At 58.7% G+C, this 17,441-nt stretch carries 15 protein-coding genes and 1 tRNA gene; 10 read left to right on the top strand and 6 right to left on the bottom strand.

Annotation, left to right across the window (positions count from 1 at the left end; translation table 11 throughout):
• Window positions 1-176 precede the first annotated feature (176 nt).
• Complete coding sequence (locus NTD86_RS03640; protein ID WP_262200797.1) at window positions 177-1,091, bottom strand: LysR family transcriptional regulator; 915 nt, start codon at window positions 1,089-1,091, stop codon at window positions 177-179.
• A gap of 120 nt (window positions 1,092-1,211) precedes the next feature.
• Between NTD86_RS03640 and NTD86_RS03635 the strand changes: the two genes are divergently transcribed.
• The 4 genes from NTD86_RS03635 to NTD86_RS03620 all read left to right on the top strand — a co-directional run bounded on the left by NTD86_RS03635 (window position 1,212) and on the right by NTD86_RS03620 (window position 4,548).
• Window positions 1,212-2,627: an MFS transporter gene (locus NTD86_RS03635; RefSeq protein ID WP_262200796.1), complete on the top strand. Its 1,416-nt coding sequence runs from the start codon at window positions 1,212-1,214 to the stop codon at window positions 2,625-2,627.
• 97 nt (window positions 2,628-2,724) lie between these two features.
• Window positions 2,725-3,459, top strand: coding sequence for an SDR family NAD(P)-dependent oxidoreductase (locus tag NTD86_RS03630; protein ID WP_262200795.1), 735 nt, complete (start codon window positions 2,725-2,727; stop codon window positions 3,457-3,459).
• A gap of 22 nt (window positions 3,460-3,481) precedes the next feature.
• On the top strand, window positions 3,482-4,318 hold the full coding sequence (locus NTD86_RS03625; RefSeq protein WP_262200794.1) for a CmcJ/NvfI family oxidoreductase: 837 nt from the start codon (window positions 3,482-3,484) through the stop codon (window positions 4,316-4,318).
• A gap of 98 nt (window positions 4,319-4,416) precedes the next feature.
• Complete coding sequence (locus NTD86_RS03620; RefSeq protein ID WP_262200793.1) at window positions 4,417-4,548, top strand: zinc-binding dehydrogenase; 132 nt, start codon at window positions 4,417-4,419, stop codon at window positions 4,546-4,548.
• 15 nt (window positions 4,549-4,563) lie between these two features.
• Here NTD86_RS03620 and NTD86_RS03615 read toward each other — a convergent pair whose 3' ends face one another.
• Window positions 4,564-5,439 carry a LysR substrate-binding domain-containing protein gene (locus NTD86_RS03615; RefSeq protein ID WP_262200792.1) on the bottom strand — a complete coding sequence of 292 codons (876 nt, stop codon included), beginning with the start codon at window positions 5,437-5,439 and terminating at the stop codon, window positions 4,564-4,566.
• 103 nt (window positions 5,440-5,542) lie between these two features.
• Between NTD86_RS03615 and NTD86_RS03610 the strand changes: the two genes are divergently transcribed.
• Entirely contained in the window at window positions 5,543-6,760 is a 1,218-nt protein-coding gene (locus NTD86_RS03610) for an MFS transporter (RefSeq protein ID WP_262200791.1), read from the top strand.
• Here the strand turns inward: NTD86_RS03610 and NTD86_RS03605 are convergent.
• Window positions 6,717-8,078, bottom strand: a complete 1,362-nt coding sequence (locus NTD86_RS03605) for a sensor histidine kinase (protein WP_262200790.1) — start codon at window positions 8,076-8,078, stop codon at window positions 6,717-6,719. The two genes, NTD86_RS03610 and NTD86_RS03605, sit on opposite strands and share 44 nt — an antisense overlap.
• Window positions 8,075-8,785 (bottom strand): response regulator, encoded by a 711-nt coding sequence (locus tag NTD86_RS03600; RefSeq protein WP_262200789.1) that lies wholly within the window; start codon window positions 8,783-8,785, stop codon window positions 8,075-8,077. The genes NTD86_RS03605 and NTD86_RS03600 overlap by 4 nt, the downstream gene beginning before the upstream one ends.
• 145 nt (window positions 8,786-8,930) lie before the next feature.
• Here NTD86_RS03600 and NTD86_RS03595 point away from each other — a divergent pair, with 145 nt between their 5' ends.
• The 4 genes from NTD86_RS03595 to NTD86_RS03580 all read left to right on the top strand — a co-directional run bounded on the left by NTD86_RS03595 (window position 8,931) and on the right by NTD86_RS03580 (window position 13,503).
• The gene (locus NTD86_RS03595; protein ID WP_262200788.1) at window positions 8,931-9,188 is read left to right on the top strand and encodes a hypothetical protein; all 258 of its coding nucleotides are present in this window, start codon (window positions 8,931-8,933) and stop codon (window positions 9,186-9,188) included.
• Between the two features lie 316 nt (window positions 9,189-9,504).
• A complete protein-coding gene (locus tag NTD86_RS03590) occupies window positions 9,505-10,041 on the top strand; it encodes a sigma-70 family RNA polymerase sigma factor (protein WP_262200787.1) in 537 nt (178 codons plus the stop codon).
• On the top strand, window positions 10,038-11,003 hold the full coding sequence (locus tag NTD86_RS03585; RefSeq protein WP_262200786.1) for a FecR domain-containing protein: 966 nt from the start codon (window positions 10,038-10,040) through the stop codon (window positions 11,001-11,003). The genes NTD86_RS03590 and NTD86_RS03585 overlap by 4 nt, the downstream gene beginning before the upstream one ends.
• Window positions 11,004-11,091: 88 nt before the next feature.
• Window positions 11,092-13,503 carry a TonB-dependent siderophore receptor gene (locus NTD86_RS03580; RefSeq protein ID WP_262200785.1) on the top strand — a complete coding sequence of 804 codons (2,412 nt, stop codon included), beginning with the start codon at window positions 11,092-11,094 and terminating at the stop codon, window positions 13,501-13,503.
• A 214-nt stretch (window positions 13,504-13,717) separates the two neighbouring features.
• On the opposite strand, the gene NTD86_RS03575 is transcribed toward NTD86_RS03580, so the two are convergent.
• Window positions 13,718-13,793 (bottom strand) — tRNA-Asn (locus tag NTD86_RS03575).
• A 66-nt stretch (window positions 13,794-13,859) separates the two neighbouring features.
• Window positions 13,860-15,056: an amino acid aminotransferase gene (locus NTD86_RS03570; RefSeq protein WP_262200784.1), complete on the bottom strand. Its 1,197-nt coding sequence runs from the start codon at window positions 15,054-15,056 to the stop codon at window positions 13,860-13,862.
• A gap of 335 nt (window positions 15,057-15,391) precedes the next feature.
• Between NTD86_RS03570 and uvrB the strand changes: the two genes are divergently transcribed.
• Window positions 15,392-17,407 carry an excinuclease ABC subunit UvrB gene (gene uvrB, locus NTD86_RS03565; RefSeq protein WP_262200783.1) on the top strand — a complete coding sequence of 672 codons (2,016 nt, stop codon included), beginning with the start codon at window positions 15,392-15,394 and terminating at the stop codon, window positions 17,405-17,407.
• Window positions 17,408-17,441: the final 34 nt, after the last annotated feature.

Genomic DNA, 17,441 nt, shown 5'->3' with positions numbered 1-17,441 from the left:
GGCGCTGTTTTTTGAGTAGGCGATTTATAAAGGCGAAATCTGGTATATACCAATACCGTTTATTGCTATGGATATAGCTGTTTTGGGTGTTGAGCCTCAATGGATGAGCGCGGGATCGAGATCAAAAGATCGCGAGGCAAGCTCGCTCCTACGGGGGTGTGAGGCGCGCCTGGTACTCATATGGGCTCTCGACCCGGCAGCGGCGACTCCCGGAGCAGGTCTATAACGATGCGCACTCGGGCGGTCATCGCCGGGGATGCGGGCCACACGGCATGGATCTGCAGACTCGGGGCCCGCCAGGCTTGCAACACTGGCACCAACGCGCCCTGCTGGATCTGTTGCGCAACCAGCCAACCAGGTAATTGCGCCAGCCCATGCCCGTTGAGCGCCGCTGCGGCGACCGCTTCCATGTCGCCCAGTCGCAAGCGCGCCTCAACGTCCATCATCGTCGCCTTGCCCGGCAAACCGGAAAAATGCCAACCCTCAACCCGACCGTTGCGCAGCGTGCCAATGCACGCATGATTGACCAGATCCGCGGGCTCCTGCGGTTTACCGTGTAGATGCAGATAGCTCGGTGACGCGCACACCACCAGACTCTGGCTACCAATGTTTCTCGCGGCCAGGGTGGTGCTGTCTTCCAGGGTGCCGACGCGCACCGCCAGGTCGTAGCCCTCTTCGGCGAAGTCCACGGCGCGGCTTGAAAAAACCATTTCCAGCTCAAGCGCCGGATACTCGGCGGCCAGCTGCAGCAGTAACGGCGCAATCCAGTGCCGCCCCAGCAGAACAGGCACCGCCACCCGCAACCGCCCCGAAGGCACCCTGCGGCGCTCGCTCAGGGAGGATTGCGCGCGCTGCAACTCTTCCAGCGCCAGCACGCAACTTTCATAGAACCCCAGCCCTTCATCGGTCAACGACAAGCTGCGGGTGGTGCGATACAGCAGCCGCGCGTCCAGCCGTTGCTCAAGTCGCGAAACGGCTTTGCCAATACCGGAGGGCGTTTGCCCCAACTGTCGGGCAGCGCCACTGAAGCTGCCGGTTTGCACCGCCGCCACGAACGCCTGGATTCCGGTCAATCCTTCTACTGAAACCATTAGTCGACCTTTTCTATTTAAGACTTTCAGTCATTGGACTTGCGTATTTATAGCTGAACTGAGGAATAAATATCACAAGTAAACTGCCCCCTCCTCTCTCCTTCATGAGCGTTGTCTGTCATGCCTTCTGCTATTCCAACGCACAGCCGCTGGCTGGCCCTGGGCGGTATTGCCATTGCCAGTTTTCTGGGTTGTATCGACTTCACCATCGTCAACACCGCCATACCGGCGATTCAATCCGAGTTGCACGCGAGCATCGAGCAAACCCAATGGGTGGTGACGATGTTTGTCATGGCGCTCTGTTCATTCATGGTAGCCGCCGGGCGACTGGCGGACCTGTATGGCCGTCGTGGCGCGCTGTATGCAGGGATGCTGGTGTTTGCCCTCGCATCACTGGGGGCCGGGTTTTCGACCTCGATCGGCGCGCTGATTGCCTGGCGTTTTGTGCAGGGGCTGGCGTGCGCTGTGCTCTACACCACGTCGGCCAATCTGGTGGCCGATGCCTTTCCGCCGGAGCAACGCGGCATGGCTCTGGGGCTGCTGTTCGCAGCCAACGGTCTAGGCCTGGCCGCCGGTCCGGTGGCCGGTGGGTTACTGGTGGCGACACTGGGTTGGCGCTCAGTGTTCTTGCTCAATGTGCCATTGATTGTGCTCGCTTTTGCGCTGTGCCTGGGGCAACTGCGACCTTCACGCAGCACGCTTGCGATGCAAAAACTGGACGTCCCGGGGCTGCTGTTGCTCATGCTGAGCATTCCAGGCCTGTTGCTGGTGATCAGCCAGGGGGGCGAATGGGGCTGGGCGTCTGCTCAAACCTTGCTGCTGGCCTTGGTGACCGCGCTACTGTTGGCCCTGTTTGTGCGTGTTGAACGCCGGGCCGAAGCACCGCTGTTGCACCTTGGGATCTTCAGCAACCCGCGCTTTATGGCGGCCAGTGTGGCGACGTTTTGCCTGGCGTTCTTTTACTGCGCGGCGTTTTTCCTGATGCCGTTGTACTTAGGCTTTGTACGCGGCCAAGACAGCGCGGGCATTGGCTGGATGCTGCTGCCGACCACCCTGGTGATGTCGGTCGTATCGCCGCTCGCCGGGCGGCTGGTGGATCGCCACGGCACCACACCGGTGTTGATTGCGGGCCTGGGATTCCTGGCGCTGTCGGCACTGATTCAATCCACATTTAGCCTGAACAGTGGCCTGGCGGGTGTGGTGCTGGCGTTTGCCTGCATGGGCATCGGCTGGGGGTGCATGTTGGGCCCTTCCACCATGGCTGCGCTGTCTTCGGTGTCGGAGCCACTGGGCGGCGTGGCGATGGGCACGTCATGGACGTTGCACAACCTGGGCGGCGCGCTGGGCTTGACGATTGCCACGGCCCTTTATAGCTCGGTGACTTTGTCAACGGGTGCCTTGACGCAGACGGTATTTCTATCGGGTTACCGGGCGTCGATGCTGTTATTGGTGGGGGTTTCGCTGCTGGGCGCGATTGCGGTCATGGTGTTGAGCCGTCAACCCGTAATGTCTGCGGCAGAGCAGTCCGTCGATTGATCGACAGGTACGGGTATATCGTTAGCGTGCGATGTTCTTGGTCGGCACCGGGGATCTCTGGGTAGAGTGCTTTCTTCTCTGTTCAAGGAATACCGGTATGTCGAGTTCTGCAGCAGTTGCCTGGATCACTGGCGTGGGCGCCGTACAGGGCCTGGGAGCGGCGCTGGCACGGCGTTTTGCGCAGGGCGGGTTTAGGGTCGCGGTGAGTGGTCGCAGTCAAGACAAGCTCGACGCAGTGGTCGAGGATATTCATGCCTCGGGCGGTCAGGCTGTGGCGGTTGTGCTGGATACCGGCAACGAAAAGAACCTGCTCGACGCGGTGCAGCAAGTCAAGGCCCTGGGGCCGCTGCGCGTTGCCATTTTCAATGTTGGCAATTCGGTTGCCGCCCCCAGCCTGGAGCTGAGTGCCGAATTGTTTGAAACCACTTGGCGATCCTCGACACTGGGCGGCTTTTTGTTCGCCCGGGAATCGACCCGCCTGCTGCTGGACAACGGCGGCGGAACCCTGCTGTTCACCGGCGCTACCGCGTCGTTGCGCGGCAAACCACCCTACGCAGCTTTCGCAGCAGCCAAGGCCGGGCTGCGCTCATTGAGCCAGACCTTCGCCCGGGAGTTCGGCCCACAAAACGTGCATGTCGCTCACGTGATCATTGATGGCGGGATCGACGGTGACCGTTTGCGCGGGCATGCACCGCAGTATTTTCAACAGTTGGGCGAAGAAGGCACGTTGCAACTCGACGACATCGCCGAAGCCTACTGGTACCTGCATTCACAACCTCGGAGCGCCTGGACCCAAGAGCTGGACTTGCGCCCTTTCAAGGAACCTTTCTAACCCACAACGCGAGGATGTCGTCATGGGCAGTCTGCAATCGAATATCAGCCTCGAGGCCGTCACCGGCGAACTGAATTACCTGCTGGACAACGGTATCCGGCCAATCAATTACACCTATGCACAACCCGACGGCCAGCCACAGCGCACCGGCATTTTGCAGCCCACTCGCGTGCGCATCGAGAACGCCCGTCAACTGCCCGTAGCCGCGAAGCTGGATGTGCAAGGTTTTGAACGCATCGCCCATGCCAGCCAAGTGCCGGATCTGGAAAATGAAGAACTGGTTCGCCAATGGTACTACCCAGAAACGGATGCACTGATCCGTGCACACACGGGGGCGGTGAAGACGGTGATTTTCGATCACACCATTCGCATCGATCAGCCTGGCCGTGAGGCCGTAGGGCTGCGCGAGCCGGTCCGTTATGTGCACAACGATCAGACAGAACGCTCCGCAATACGCCGGGTGCGCGACCATTTGCCCGCCGAGGAAGCCGAGCAGCGATTGCTCAAGCGTTTTGCAATCATCAATGTGTGGCGGCCCATCGGCGGCCCGGTGTATTCCACTCCGCTGGCGCTGTGCGACGCCACCACAATTGACCCGGCCGACTTCCTGCCCAGCGATCTGGTGTACCGCGACAAGGTGGGCGAAACCTTCTCGGTGCGCGCCAATCCGGAACATCGCTGGTACTACTACCCGCAACTGCAACCCGATGAGGCGCTGCTGCTGAAGATCTACGACTCGCGCACCAACGGAGTGGCGCGTGCCGGGGCGCACACCGCGTTTGATGATCCAAACACCTCACCTGACGCACCGCCACGGCGCAGCATCGAACTGCGGGCGCTGGTGTTTTTTGACGATTAGGACTGGCTGCACAGGTTTCGATTGGGCTTAGATTGACAACGTCTCGACCTTGCCTGGCATCTCGGCCACCAATGCATCGATTGCCGCCCGAGTCTTGCTTGGAAGCAAGTGCGTTTGCGGCCAGACAGCCAGTCATCGACCGCGTCTTCCCTTTCAAGCAGGCTGCCCAAGCCTATGCGTATCTCAAGAGCGGCAGCCACTTTGGCAAGGTGGTGATCGAAGTGCAGTAATCTCAGCCGGGCCCTTCATTCCAACTGCAATCGGATCGCCTGCAAGACGATACGCGACAAGCGCTCGATGGCCGCTGATCTCTCCGCCTGCTGATAGCGCAAGGTCAACGCGATGCAAGGCAGCTCCGGCAACCCGTGCTGCTGCTCGTCAAGTACACAGGTCCCCGTTTGCAAGCCCAAGCGGGTTCTGATGCTGTAGCCCAGCCCCGCCTGAGTAGCCGCCACCAACCCGGGCAGGCTGGAGCTGGTAAAAGCGACACGCCAATCCAGGCCTTCACGGTTCAACGCCTCGGTGCCTGCGTTATGAAACGGGCAAGGTGTGTCAAAGATGATCAACGGCAAGGGTTCTGCGGCGTTGGCTCGCCAGGCCAACGGCTGTTGCTGGGAACCGATCCAGCGCATCGGCAAACGGGCGATCACTTCACTGCGCCGACCGCCCTCGCCCCACACCACGGCCATGTCCAGCGCGCCGGACTCCAGCCGGCTGAGCAACTCGGCATTGCGGGCGATCTGCGCTTCTACGTTGACCTGCGGATGAGCACGGCTGAACTGGCCCAACACCGAAGGTAAAAATCCGCTCAAGTCTTCTTGCAGCCCGAATCGTACCCAACCTTGCAGAGACGCCTCAGAGACGGCGAGCAGCGCCTCATCATTGAGGCTCAGCAAGCGCCGCGCATAGTCATGCAGTTGCTCGCCTGCATGGGTCAGCTCCAGCCCTCGACCTGCCTTGCGCAGCAAAGGCACGCCGACCTGCGCCTCAAGCTTTTTCATCTGCGCGCTGATGGCCGACGTCGAACGCGCAAGCTTGTCTGCCGCCGCGGCAAAGCTGCCTGACTCGACCCCACAGACGAAGCTGCGCAGCACATCAATATCGAAACTGACCGGACGCATAACCATCCTGTTTTTTGGGATTATTTTAAAAATTAATTGATTTTCCGCACGATCATGGCATGGGACGCTGAGCCCTCACAAGCCATACATCGGGAGAGAATCGATGCCGTTCAATCAACAACATCGCTGGAAGGTCCTGGCCGCAGGCGTAGCCGCCAATGTCAGCTTTTCTAGTGTGGTGGGTGGGGTGCCGGCCACGGCGGTGTATCTGCGCAGCAGTTATCACTTGTCGAACAGTGAGCTGGGGCTGGCGCTGGGAATTCTCGGGCTGGGCATTGCCGTGAGTGAAATCCCCTGGGGGTTGCTGACAGATCGCTGGGGTGACCGCCCTGTGCTGCTGACCGGTCTATTAAGCGCAGCGCTCGCCTTGCTCTTGCTGGCAGGATTGTCTGGCGATGCCCCGACCGCGCTCGGACTGTGCCTGGGACTGTTCGCTACCGGTTTTCTGGGCAGCAGCGTGAACGGAGCCAGCGGCAGAGCCATCATGCTTTGGTTTGAGGCGCATGAACGCGGGCTTGCCATGAGCATCCGTCAAACCGCCGTGCCAACGGGTTATGCATTGGGCGCCGTGTTATTGCCCTGGCTCGCACAGCATTTCGGTTTCAGGGTTGTTTTTACCAGCGCTGCCGCGTTGTGCCTGTTGTGCAGCGGTCTGGTGTGGCGCTGGATTCATGAGCCAGCTAACACCGCCATGAAGCCTGCGCAACAACGTGAAAGCCCGTTGCGGGACCTCAACGTCTGGCGCACGGCACTGGCCATCAGCCTGCTGTGCGCACCGCAATTTACCCTGCTGACCTATGCAACGGTGTTCTTCCACGATGGCGTCGGTCTTAGCGTGACCACGGCTTCGCTGATTCTGGCGCTGATTCAGGCGGGAGCCATTGTCGGCCGTTTGTGGAGCGGCCACTGGACCGACCGGCGCAATAATCGACGCGCTTACCTCAAAGGCTGCGCCGTGTTCAGCGCCGCCGCGTTTGGGGCGCTGTGTATCGCTACCTGCGTGCTGCCAATCCCTTCCACAGTGGCAAGCGTTGCACTGACGTTTGCGCTGATACTGGCAGGTACGCTGGTCTCGATCTGGCACGGCGTGGCATACGCCGAACTGGGCACCCTCGCAGGTGCCCGGCGCTCAGGCACCGCCATTGCCATGGGTAACTGCGGAGCCTTTCTCGGGCTGTTTCTCACACCTATTGCGGCTTCAACGATCGTGAGCCATTGGGGCTGGGGGGCACTTTGGGTGGTATGTGCCGTGTGCGCGATGGCGGCCGCGGCGCTGTTTACCCCCGACGTTCAGCCTTCAACACAGGCAGCAACACCGTGACTTCCAGCCCGCCCCCTTTGCGATTCTCGAGGGTCAGCGTTCCGCCCTGCTCCAGCACGATCGCTCGGGCGGCCGACAGGCCCAAGCCTACGCCGCCAGTGTTTTTATTGCGCGATCCCTCCAGCCGATGGAAAGGCAAAAAAACCTGTTCCTGGCTTTCAGGCGCGATACCCGGGCCTCGATCCAGAACCCGGACAATAACCTGCCGATCATCGTTGCTCAGTTCGATGGCCGGCTCACTGGCGTAGCGGATTGCATTTTCCAACAGGTTGCTGATGACGCGCTTGAGCCCCATCGGGCGGCCGACATACACCAGATGCGGCGGGCCGCTATAGGCAATTTCGATGGATTGATCGCGGTAATCGTCGATCAGTGTCTGCAGCAACTCGGCGAGGTTAAAGGGTGTGGCCTCTTCGAGTCGGGCATCGTCGCGAAAGAACTCCAGGCTGGAATTGATCATGGCCTGCATCTCATCGACATCCCGAAACAACCGTTGTTGTTGCTCCGGGTCTTCAATGAACTCACCGCGCAGGCGCATGCGCGTCAAGGGCGTGCGCAGGTCATGGGAGATGGCCGCGAGCATCTGCGTGCGGTCCTTGATGAAATGCTGCAACTGCGCCTGCATGGCATTGAAGGCAAGGATGGCCTGACGGATTTCCCTGGGGCCCAGCGGTTCAATGGGTGGCGCCCGGAAGTCGACCCCAAAGCGCCTTGCTCCCTCGGCAAATCGATGCAACGGTCTGGCCAGGTGGCGGGTGGCAATCAGCGCCACCAGCACCGTGGACAGCAGCACCATCCCGATCAGGATCAGCGTGCGTTGCCATTCCCCCAGGCCCCAACTGCGCGACACCACGCTGAACATCAACCAGGAGTCGTCGTTCAAGTGAACCACAAGGGCGTAATGGCCGTTCTTTTGCGGCCAGTCGCCGGGCTCGTAGAGCTCCAGTCGGTCCAGCGGCTTGTTTAACAAGTGTTGCGTCTGCGGCGTGACCATCCGACGGGTGTCTTCATGGATCGCCGGCAAATTCATTTCCTGATGGGTGGCATGCCAACTGATCTTCGAGTTACTGGTGCTGGCCGCCGTCGCCAGACGTTCGCGCAGCTCCCGGGGAGATGTCTCGATCATCCTGGTGACCAGCGCAGTACGGTCCAGCAAGCCTATTTCGGTGATGGACGGATAGGCCCAGACGCCCGCCAACCGGGTAAACAGAGCGTTGAAGCCCAGCGCCGTGAGCATGGCCGCCAGCGTCGTCAGGGCAATCCAGCGGGTGATGGTATTGCGCGAGTGCTGGCGCCAGCGTGCAACCCAGCCCTTCACTTGCGGACCACGTCTAACGTGAACAGGTAGCCGACGTTGCGTACTGTGCGAATCATCTCCACCCCGTTACTGTCGAACTCCAACTTGCGGCGCAGACGACTGACCTGCACATCAATGCTGCGATCGTACGCTTCATGGGTCGGGCCGCGCGCCAGATCCAGCAACACCTCCCGGGTCAGAATGCGCTGGGGGTGCTCAAGGAAAACCAGCAACAGATCGAACTCCCCAGCCGACAGCGGGATCATCACTTGGTCCGGCGAACGCAACTCGCGACGCGTCAGGTCCAGTTGCCAATTGGCAAACATCAAGATTGGCCGTGCCGTCTCCCCGCTCGAGGGCGAGCTTTGCACCGCACGACGCAGCACTGAGCGCACCCGGGCCAGCAGCTCTCGGGCGTCGAACGGCTTGCTCAGGTAATCGTCGGCGCCCATTTCCAGGCCGACGACCCGATCACTCAATTCGCCCATGGCGGTCAGCATGATGACGGGCGTTGAATGCTGCTGACGCAAGCGTTGACACAGCGCCAGGCCGTTTTCGCCAGGTAGCATCAGGTCAAGAATGATCAGGTCCGGCGACTGGATCGCCAACGCCGCCCACAGCGCTGCGCCATCGGTTGCCACCTGCACCGAATAGCCGTGCTGCTCAAAAAATTTCTTCAGTAGCGCAAGGACCTCAAGGTCGTCGTCTACGATCAACAGACTGCTCACCGGCACTTCACTTAAGTTCTGTAAGAATTCATATCTAAAACTATTCGGCGCGCCCCGTCATATATTTCAACGTGGCAACAAAGCAGACACACACGGGCAAAACAGCCATGCGAGCATCAGCTTCCCGCGATCGAGAATGTGTGCCATGCCTGCTGAAAATACCCCCATACTTTTGGAGCAACGCCTGGTAAAAACTGACGCCGCTACCCTGCAGTGCAGCGAAACCAGCCTGTGCTTGTCCGATGATCGAGATGAAATCGTGCTCAGCCGCTACATCGAGCAATACAGCCTCGAAGGCGTGCAATGGGTTGAAAGCACGCATCGAGTGCCGGTGAGCGCGCTGCTGCAATGGATGCTTGCCCAGGGAGAAGCGCAGACACTCAAGCACGGGCACGATGGGTGAGGCTAAGACCGTTCGTCACTTTGACAACACCGTCATGCCCCTGCTTTGCATGACCCGCTAAATGGGCTTTACGCCCTGGTCGCCAAGCGCGTGTAGTGTCTTGATGCGGGCCGCATGCTAGAGCATCCGCCCCTGTTAAACCCCTAGCTTTTGCACGTCAGGCGTTAGATCGCACTTAGCCCTTCGGCGGGCCGTGCGAACCTTGCTCATTTGAGCGAATACACTATTTCGATCCGAAGCACCACTCACTCTTCGATTGTGGTGTCATCCATACCCTACTACTATTGGTAATAATTCCTATTCGTAAGACATTTCGATGCCTCATTTCCCCGAGTCCTCTGCCCCTTCGTATAGCGTTGGCAGCTTATATGTCGCCCATCACGGCTGGATACAGCGCTATCTGGCGAGAAAACTCGGCAATGTCAGTGATGCCGCCGAACTCGCCCACGACGTGTTTGTGCGTCTGTTAGGCCACCCGCGTAAGTTCGACAACGAAGTGCATGCCCGCGCCTATCTAAGCAGGCTCTCGCACAACGTGTGTGTGGATTTCTTTCGGCGCAAGCACGTGGAACGAGCTTGGCTGGAGGTATTGGCGAGTCGGCCTGAAGACTGCGCGCCGTCAGAAGAACACCGCGCCTTAGTGCTAGAAGCTCTGGTGCATTTGCAGGCAATGCTCGATCGCCTGCCGGCCAAGGTGTCAGAGGCGTTTTGCCTGGCCCAGATCGAGGGTTTGAGCTATCGCCAGATTGCGCTGCGCATTGGCGTGAGCGAGCGCACCGTCACCAAATACATCGGACAGGCCATGTTCCAATGCATGGTCCTGGAAGCCGAACTGGACGGAGCGCTGTTATGACCACCACCCCTGGTGGGCTTGACCATGCCACCTTGCAACAAGCCGCCGACTGGTATTCCCGCCTGAGCGCTGAACCCGATGCTTTGCCGTTGCATGAGGCCTGGCGCCAATGGCATGCCCATAGTGAACTCAACCGCCTGGCCTGGAGCTATGTCGCACGCGTTGCGCAACGTTTTGCACCGCTGCAGGAGGATATCGCGGGGGCCAACCAGACACTGGAAACCTTGCGCCATTCCCGGCGCTCACGCCGCCAGGTATTGCGCGGCTTGTCGCTTCTGGTGGGCGGCGCAGCACTGGGCTGGGGAAGTTGGAAGCAGCGTTGGCTACCAGGCAACTGGACCACCGATTTTTACACCACTACCACCCCACTGGGCGTGCAGCAATTGACCGATGGCACACGCCTTTGGCTTAACAGCGGTACGGCACTGGATGTGAATTTCAGCGCCGATCAGCGTGAGTTAAAACTTTATAGCGGTGAAATCCTGATCAATACAGGCAACGACCCACGGCCGTTCGTGGTGGACACACCGCAGGGTCGTCTACGCCCAATCGGCACGCGTTTTAGCGTGCGAGAACATGATGGCCGCACGTTACTCAACGTGTACGAAGGCAGCGTGCAAGCCAGCTGTGGCGATACCCATCAAACTCTCATCGTGCCAGCAGGTCAGGGCGTTAACTTCGACCGCCAAAGCCTGTCCGCGATGCAACGTGCCCAGCCCGGGCGCGAAGCGTGGATTAAAGGCGTGTTGATGGCTAACGATATGCGCCTGGGAGATTTTATCGATGAATTGGCCAGCTATCGCCATGGACATCTGGGGATAGACCCGCAAGTTGCCAACTTACGGGTGATGGGTACCTTCCCGCTGGAGGACACCGATCAGGTACTGGCCACGCTCGAGCAGGTGCTGCCCATACGCATCGAGCGACGATTTGATTGGTGGGTTACGGTGCTTGCGCGCTGATATTTTTTGCGCCCGTGCTTCCGGTTTTGAATTTTCATTCGAATTAGAGAAGGCAACGGCTTAATGCCTCCTTTGACCGGAACTATTTATGCCCTCATTCCTGCGTAACTCACCACCATCCTTGGCGCTGACCGCCAGCCTGGCCTTGGCTATAGCAGCCAGTCTGAGCGTAGCATCACTTGCGACAGCCTCTGAACAGACAAGCGTACAGCGTTTCGATCTGCCCGCCGGCCCCCTTGTCGACCAACTCAACCAGCTTGCCGCCCAATCCGGAATCTACCTGGCGGGCAATGCCGCGCTGACCGCCGGCAAGACAGGCCCTGCGCTGCACGGCAGCTACAGTGTGGAACAGGCACTGCGCACCTTGCTGGCAGGCAGTGAGGTGACGGTGGTGCAGACCGGTGAGCGACGCTATCAGTTGCAGCCAGGCACTGGCGGAGCGCTTGAGCTGGGCGCACTATCGATTTCCGGCAAGGCGCCTGGCTCAACGACCGAAGGCACGGGCTCTTACACCACTGATTCCTCCAGCAGTTCCACCCGGCTGAATATTCCTCTCAAGGAAACGCCACAATCGATCACAGTGATCACCCAACAACGTATACAAGACCAACACCTGACAAACCTGACTGATACCTTGGAAGCCGTTTCCGGCATCACCGTAGTACGTGAAGGCCTGGGCGCAGACACCGACAGCTATTACTCACGCGGGTTCGCCATCAATAACTATGAAATCGATGGTGTGCCCACCTCCTCGCGCCTGGACAACTACACCCAGAACACTGCCATGTATGACCGCATCGAAGTGGTCCGTGGATCAACCGGTATTATTAGCGGCATGGGCGATCCGTCGGCCACTATCAACATGATCCGCAAGCGCCCCACTGACTCGGCCCAAATGAGCATTGGCGCTGAGGCCGGGAGCTGGGATCGTTATGGCGCTAGCGTCGACGTGTCCGGCCCGTTGACTGAGACTGGCAATATCCGCGGCCGGCTGGTCGTGGACTACAAGAACCAGGGCGCCTGGATCGACCGTTATAAACAGGACAACAATCTGATCTACGGCATCACTGAGTTCGACCTGTCGGACACTCTGCTGCTGACCGTCGGTTTCAGCTACCAGACCCAGCACACCAACCAGCCACCGCGCAGTGGCTTCCCGCTCAAATACAGCGATGGCAGCCTCACCGACTTCAAGCGTTCGTTCAACACCAGTGCTGACTGGAATTATTACGACCACGAGCAGAGCACCTTTTTCACATCCCTCGAAAACCAGTTCGACAATGGCTGGAGTGGAAAAGTCGAATACAGCCGCAACGAAAACAAGTACGACTCAGAAATCGTCTATCTGGCGGGAGATATAGATAAAACCACCGGTCAGGGCGCCTACGTCATGCCCAACAAGTTCAAGGGCAATCCGATACAGAACGCGGTAGATGCTTACCTGACCGGCCCGTTCCAGCTATTTGGCCGTGAACACGAATTGATCACTGGCGTGACCCTGTCGCAGATCCGTAACGAAAATGCACCGGATTACGGCGGCTGGGTTCGCCCCGGCGGTGACTATGACGGCAACATTGGCGCAATCGGTGACTGGAACGGCAGTGTCGACAAGCCAGACTTCGTCAATACCGGCCGCCAGGACTTTAAGGAGAACCAGTACGCTGCCTACCTGACCACGCGCTTGCACCTCAACGATGACACTACGCTGATGCTGGGCGGTCGCGTGATCGATTGGAAACAGGATGACGAGACGCGCTATTTCTCAGGCGACGTAACGAAATCCAATCGTAGGGAAACTGGGGTCACCATCCCTTATGTCGGCCTTGTCTACGATTTGAGTGAGATATGGTCCGTGTACGCCAGCTACACCAAGATTTTCAATCCTCAATCGCTGCAGACCACCACCGATTCCTATCTGGACCCACTGGAAGGCACTGGCTACGAAGCCGGCGTCAAAGCGGCGTTTAACGAAGGTCGATTTAACACCAGCTTGGCCTTGTTCAAGGTCGAACAGGACAACTTGGGCATTCCCGATGGCGATAACCGCACCCAGTCCGGCTGGCAAGCCTACAAAGCCAGCAAGGGCACCACGACCCAAGGCGTGGAATGGGAATTCAACGGCGAACTGGGCGAAGGCTGGCAAGCAGCGGGCGGTTACACCTACAGCGTCTCCACCGATCAGGATGACAATCGCATCGCTACCCAGATCCCGCGCCACAGCTTCAAGACCTTCACCACTTACCGACTAACCGGTCCGCTGGACAAACTGACCGTCGGCGCTGGCATCAACTGGCAGAGCAAAACCGGCGTTGACCTCAGCTACTACGAGCAGAAAAGCTATGCCGTCACCAATCTGATGGCGCGTTACGACATCACCAACAACTTGTCAGCGTGGGTCAACCTGAACAACGTGTTCGACAAGGAGTACTACTCCACAACCAGCGCAGGGGTTTACGGCGCTCCGCGAAACCTCATGACGTCGCTCAAGTACAACTTCTGATTCCCATCGAAAGAAACGACGTCATACATAAAGCGCACCTGCATCAGGTGCGCTTTTTTCTTGGAAGATAAAGGGGCAACGTCGATACCGAGCAATTGCATCGGCTGTACGGCATCACTTCGGTACCCGCCGAAAAGCCAAAACGAAAAAACCCGCCATAAGGCGGGTTTTTCGAGCGATTCAGAAGCGCTTGAGCTGCCTCTGAATCTTTATCTGGCTCCACGACCTGGACTCGAACCAGGGACCCAATGATTAACAGTCATTTGCTCTACCAACTGAGCTATCGCGGAATGAGGGCTATCTTACTGATATATAAAAAGAAGTCAACACATGCGCTGACTTCTTTTCAAAAAAAATCAGATGACCTTCACAATGGCGTCTGTGACCGCTTCAATGTTGCGCTGGTTCAGGGTCGCCACACAGATACGGCCAGTGTCCAAGGCGTAGATGCCAAACTCGGAGCGCAGGCGCCCTACTTGCTCAGCAGTCAGGCCGGAGTACGAGAACATGCCGCGCTGGCGCGCTACAAAGCTGAAGTCGTGACCCGGTGCCTTTTTCGACAGCAGTTCAACCATTTGCAGACGCATGCCGCGGATACGCTGACGCATTTCAGCCAGCTCGGCTTCCCACTTGGCGCGCAGGTCCGGGCTGTTGAGGACGGCCGCGACAATGCTTGCACCGTGCGTCGGCGGGTTGGAGTAGTTGGTGCGAATCACACGCTTGACCTGGGACAGAACGCGGGCGCTCTCGTCTTTGGACTGGGTGATGATCGACAGGGCACCTACACGCTCGCCATAAATCGAGAACGATTTGGAGAACGAACTGGAAACGAAGAAGCTCAGGCCCGAGTCAGCAAACAGACGCACGGCAGCGGCGTCTTCAGCGATACCGTCGCCAAAGCCCTGGTAAGCCATGTCCAGGAATGGAATCAGGCCTTTGGCCTTAACCACGTCCAGCACGTTCTGCCAGTCTGCCGGGGTCAGGTCGACGCCGGTCGGGTTGTGGCAGCATGCGTGCAGCACAACGATCGAGCCGGTAGGCAAGGCGTTGAGGTCCTCGAGCATGCCAGCGCGGTTTACGTCATGGCTGGCAGCGTCGTAGTAGCGGTAGTTCTGCACCGGAAAACCGGCAGCTTCAAACAGTGCGCGGTGGTTTTCCCAGCTTGGATCGCTGATCGCGACCACAGCGTCTGGCTGCAGTTGCTTGAGGAAGTCAGCACCAATTTTCAGCGCGCCTGTACCGCCTACCGATTGGGTGGTGATCACACGGCCAGCCGCCAGCAGTGGCGAATCCGCACCGAACAGCAGTTTCTGTACTGCCTGGTCATAGGCTTGAATGCCATCAATCGGCAAGTAGCCGCGCGAAGCGTGCTCGGCTGCCCGGATGGTTTCGGCTTCGATAACGGCACGCAAGAGTGGAATTCGTCCCTCTTCGTTGCAGTAAACACCGACCCCCAGATTCACTTTGGTGGTACGAGTATCGGCGTTGAATGCTTCGTTGAGGCCCAGGATAGGATCGCGTGGTGCCATTTCGACAGCGGAGAACAGGCTCATTATTACGGCGGCTCTGAATGGATGATGGAGGGGGTAACAACGCTCCAGCCGATTGCACTAGAGCGGTGCACAAACGGGGAGCAAGTATAAAGCTGATCACGTTTGGGGCAACAGGCGAAACCCGGTTTTGCGCAAGTATTTGGGTTTATTTTCTGCCCACTGGTCTAATTGCAATATTCGCCTGAACAGCCCTGCCGTGATCGCACCTTGAAACAGTCGGTCACGATCTCCATATTTAGACGTATCCTGCTTACTCGGCGGCATGCGTCGCACGCAGTCTTTCACGCTTTGGCGGGGTCCATTCCTGCATAAGGAAGCGCATCCAGAGGTCCGTTATGTCCGATTTCCAGCTTGTTACCCGCTTTCAGCCCGCAGGCGATCAGCCCGTGGCCATTGCCCAGATGATCGAAGGCATCGAGGCCGGTCTGTCGCACCAGACCTTGCTCGGGGTAACCGGTTCGGGCAAAACGTTCAGCATTGCCAACGTGATCGCCCATGTGAACCGACCAACGTTGGTACTGGCGCCCAACAAAACCCTGGCCGCGCAGTTGTATGGCGAGTTCAAAACGTTCTTCCCCAACAACGCAGTGGAATATTTTGTCTCGTACTACGACTACTACCAGCCCGAAGCTTACGTGCCCTCCTCCGATACCTTTATCGAGAAGGACGCCTCGATCAACGACCACATCGAACAGATGAGGCTGTCGGCCACCAAAGCGCTGCTGGAGCGCAAAGACGCCATCATTGTGACCACGGTGTCGTGCATTTATGGCTTGGGCAGCCCGGAAACCTATTTGAAGATGGTGCTGCACGTCGACCGCGGAGACAAACTCGACCAGCGCGAACTGTTGCGCCGCCTGGCAGACCTGCAATACACCCGCAATGACATCGACTTTGCCCGCGCAAGCTTTCGGGTGCGCGGCGATGTGATTGATATCTACCCGGCCGAATCTGACCTTGAAGCGATCCGCATCGAACTGTTCGATGACGAAGTCGAGAGCATCAGCGCCTTTGACCCGCTGACCGGTGAAGTCATCCGGAAAATGCCGCGCTTCACGTTCTACCCAAAAAGCCACTACGTGACCCCGCGCGAAACCCTTCTTGAAGCGGTGGACGGGATCAAGGAAGAGCTCAAGGAACGCCTTGAATACCTGCGTACCCACGACAAACTGGTCGAGGCGCAGCGCCTTGAACAGCGTACCCGCTTCGATCTGGAAATGATCATGGAGCTGGGCTACTGCAACGGCATCGAAAACTACTCGCGCTACCTCTCGGGGCGTGAATCGGGTGCCCCGCCACCGACGCTGTTTGACTACCTGCCCGCCGATGCACTGCTGGTGATCGACGAGTCCCACGTCAGCGTGCCCCAAGTCGGGGCTATGTATAAAGGCGACCGCTCGCGTAAAGAGACTTTGGTGGAATACGGTTTCCGCTTGCCCTCGGCGCTGGACAACCGGCCCATGCGCTTTGACGAGTGGGAACGCATCAGCCCGCAGACGATTTTCGTCTCGGCGACCCCGGGCAACTACGAAGCCGAACACGCGGGCCGAGTGATCGAGCAAGTGGTACGGCCGACTGGCCTGGTCGATCCGCAAATCGAAATTCGCCCGGCGCTGACTCAGGTCGACGACCTGCTCTCTGAAATTACCAAGCGCGTGGCCAAGCAAGAGCGGGTTCTGGTGACCACACTGACCAAGCGCATGTCCGAAGACTTGACCGACTACCTGGCCGATCACGGGGTGCGCGTGCGCTACCTGCACTCGGACATCGATACCGTGGAGCGGGTCGAGATTATCCGCGATCTGCGTCTCGGGGTATTTGATGTGCTGGTAGGCATCAACTTGCTGCGTGAGGGCCTGGACATGCCCGAAGTATCGCTGGTGGCCATTCTCGATGCGGACAAAGAAGGCTTCCTGCGCTCCGAACGCTCCTTGATCCAGACCATTGGCCGGGCAGCTCGGAACCTGAACGGGCAGGCGATTTTGTACGCCGACCGCATCACCGGGTCGATGGAACGGGCAATTGGCGAGACCGAACGTCGTCGCGAAAAACAGATCGCGTTCAACGAAGCCAACGGTATCACTCCAAAAGGCGTGTTCAAGGACGTTGCCGACATCATGGAAGGCGCCGTGGTACCGGGCTCGCGCAGCAAGAAGCGCAAAGGCATGGCCAAGGCAGCCGAAGAAAACGCCAAATACGAAAACGAACTGCGTTCACCGAGCGAGATCAGCAAGCGTATTCGTCAACTGGAAGAAAAGATGTACGCCCTGGCCCGCGATCTGGAGTTCGAAGCCGCAGCACAAATGCGCGACGAAATCGGCAAACTCCGAGAGCGTTTGTTGCAGGTTTAATTAACTAATTCACACTGTAGGAGCGAGCTTGCCT

Source organism: Pseudomonas sp. 7P_10.2_Bac1 (genome assembly GCF_025465935.1).
In the GTDB taxonomy this organism is placed as follows: Bacteria; Pseudomonadota; Gammaproteobacteria; order Pseudomonadales; family Pseudomonadaceae; genus Aquipseudomonas.
Note: the sequence above shows the minus strand (reverse complement) of the source record. Positions and strands in the feature narration are given on the sequence as shown.

Coding starts and splice junctions, on each gene's coding strand:
- NTD86_RS03640 (WP_262200797.1), bottom strand. CDS start 1,091: ATGGTTTCAGTAGAAGGATTGACCGGAATCCAGGCGTTCGTGGCGGCG.
- NTD86_RS03635 (WP_262200796.1), top strand. CDS start 1,212: ATGCCTTCTGCTATTCCAACGCACAGCCGCTGGCTGGCCCTGGGCGGT.
- NTD86_RS03630 (WP_262200795.1), top strand. CDS start 2,725: ATGTCGAGTTCTGCAGCAGTTGCCTGGATCACTGGCGTGGGCGCCGTA.
- NTD86_RS03625 (WP_262200794.1), top strand. CDS start 3,482: ATGGGCAGTCTGCAATCGAATATCAGCCTCGAGGCCGTCACCGGCGAA.
- NTD86_RS03615 (WP_262200792.1), bottom strand. CDS start 5,439: ATGCGTCCGGTCAGTTTCGATATTGATGTGCTGCGCAGCTTCGTCTGT.
- NTD86_RS03610 (WP_262200791.1), top strand. CDS start 5,543: ATGCCGTTCAATCAACAACATCGCTGGAAGGTCCTGGCCGCAGGCGTA.
- NTD86_RS03595 (WP_262200788.1), top strand. CDS start 8,931: ATGCCTGCTGAAAATACCCCCATACTTTTGGAGCAACGCCTGGTAAAA.
- NTD86_RS03590 (WP_262200787.1), top strand. CDS start 9,505: ATGCCTCATTTCCCCGAGTCCTCTGCCCCTTCGTATAGCGTTGGCAGC.
- NTD86_RS03585 (WP_262200786.1), top strand. CDS start 10,038: ATGACCACCACCCCTGGTGGGCTTGACCATGCCACCTTGCAACAAGCC.
- NTD86_RS03580 (WP_262200785.1), top strand. CDS start 11,092: ATGCCCTCATTCCTGCGTAACTCACCACCATCCTTGGCGCTGACCGCC.
- NTD86_RS03570 (WP_262200784.1), bottom strand. CDS start 15,056: ATGAGCCTGTTCTCCGCTGTCGAAATGGCACCACGCGATCCTATCCTG.
- uvrB (WP_262200783.1), top strand. CDS start 15,392: ATGTCCGATTTCCAGCTTGTTACCCGCTTTCAGCCCGCAGGCGATCAG.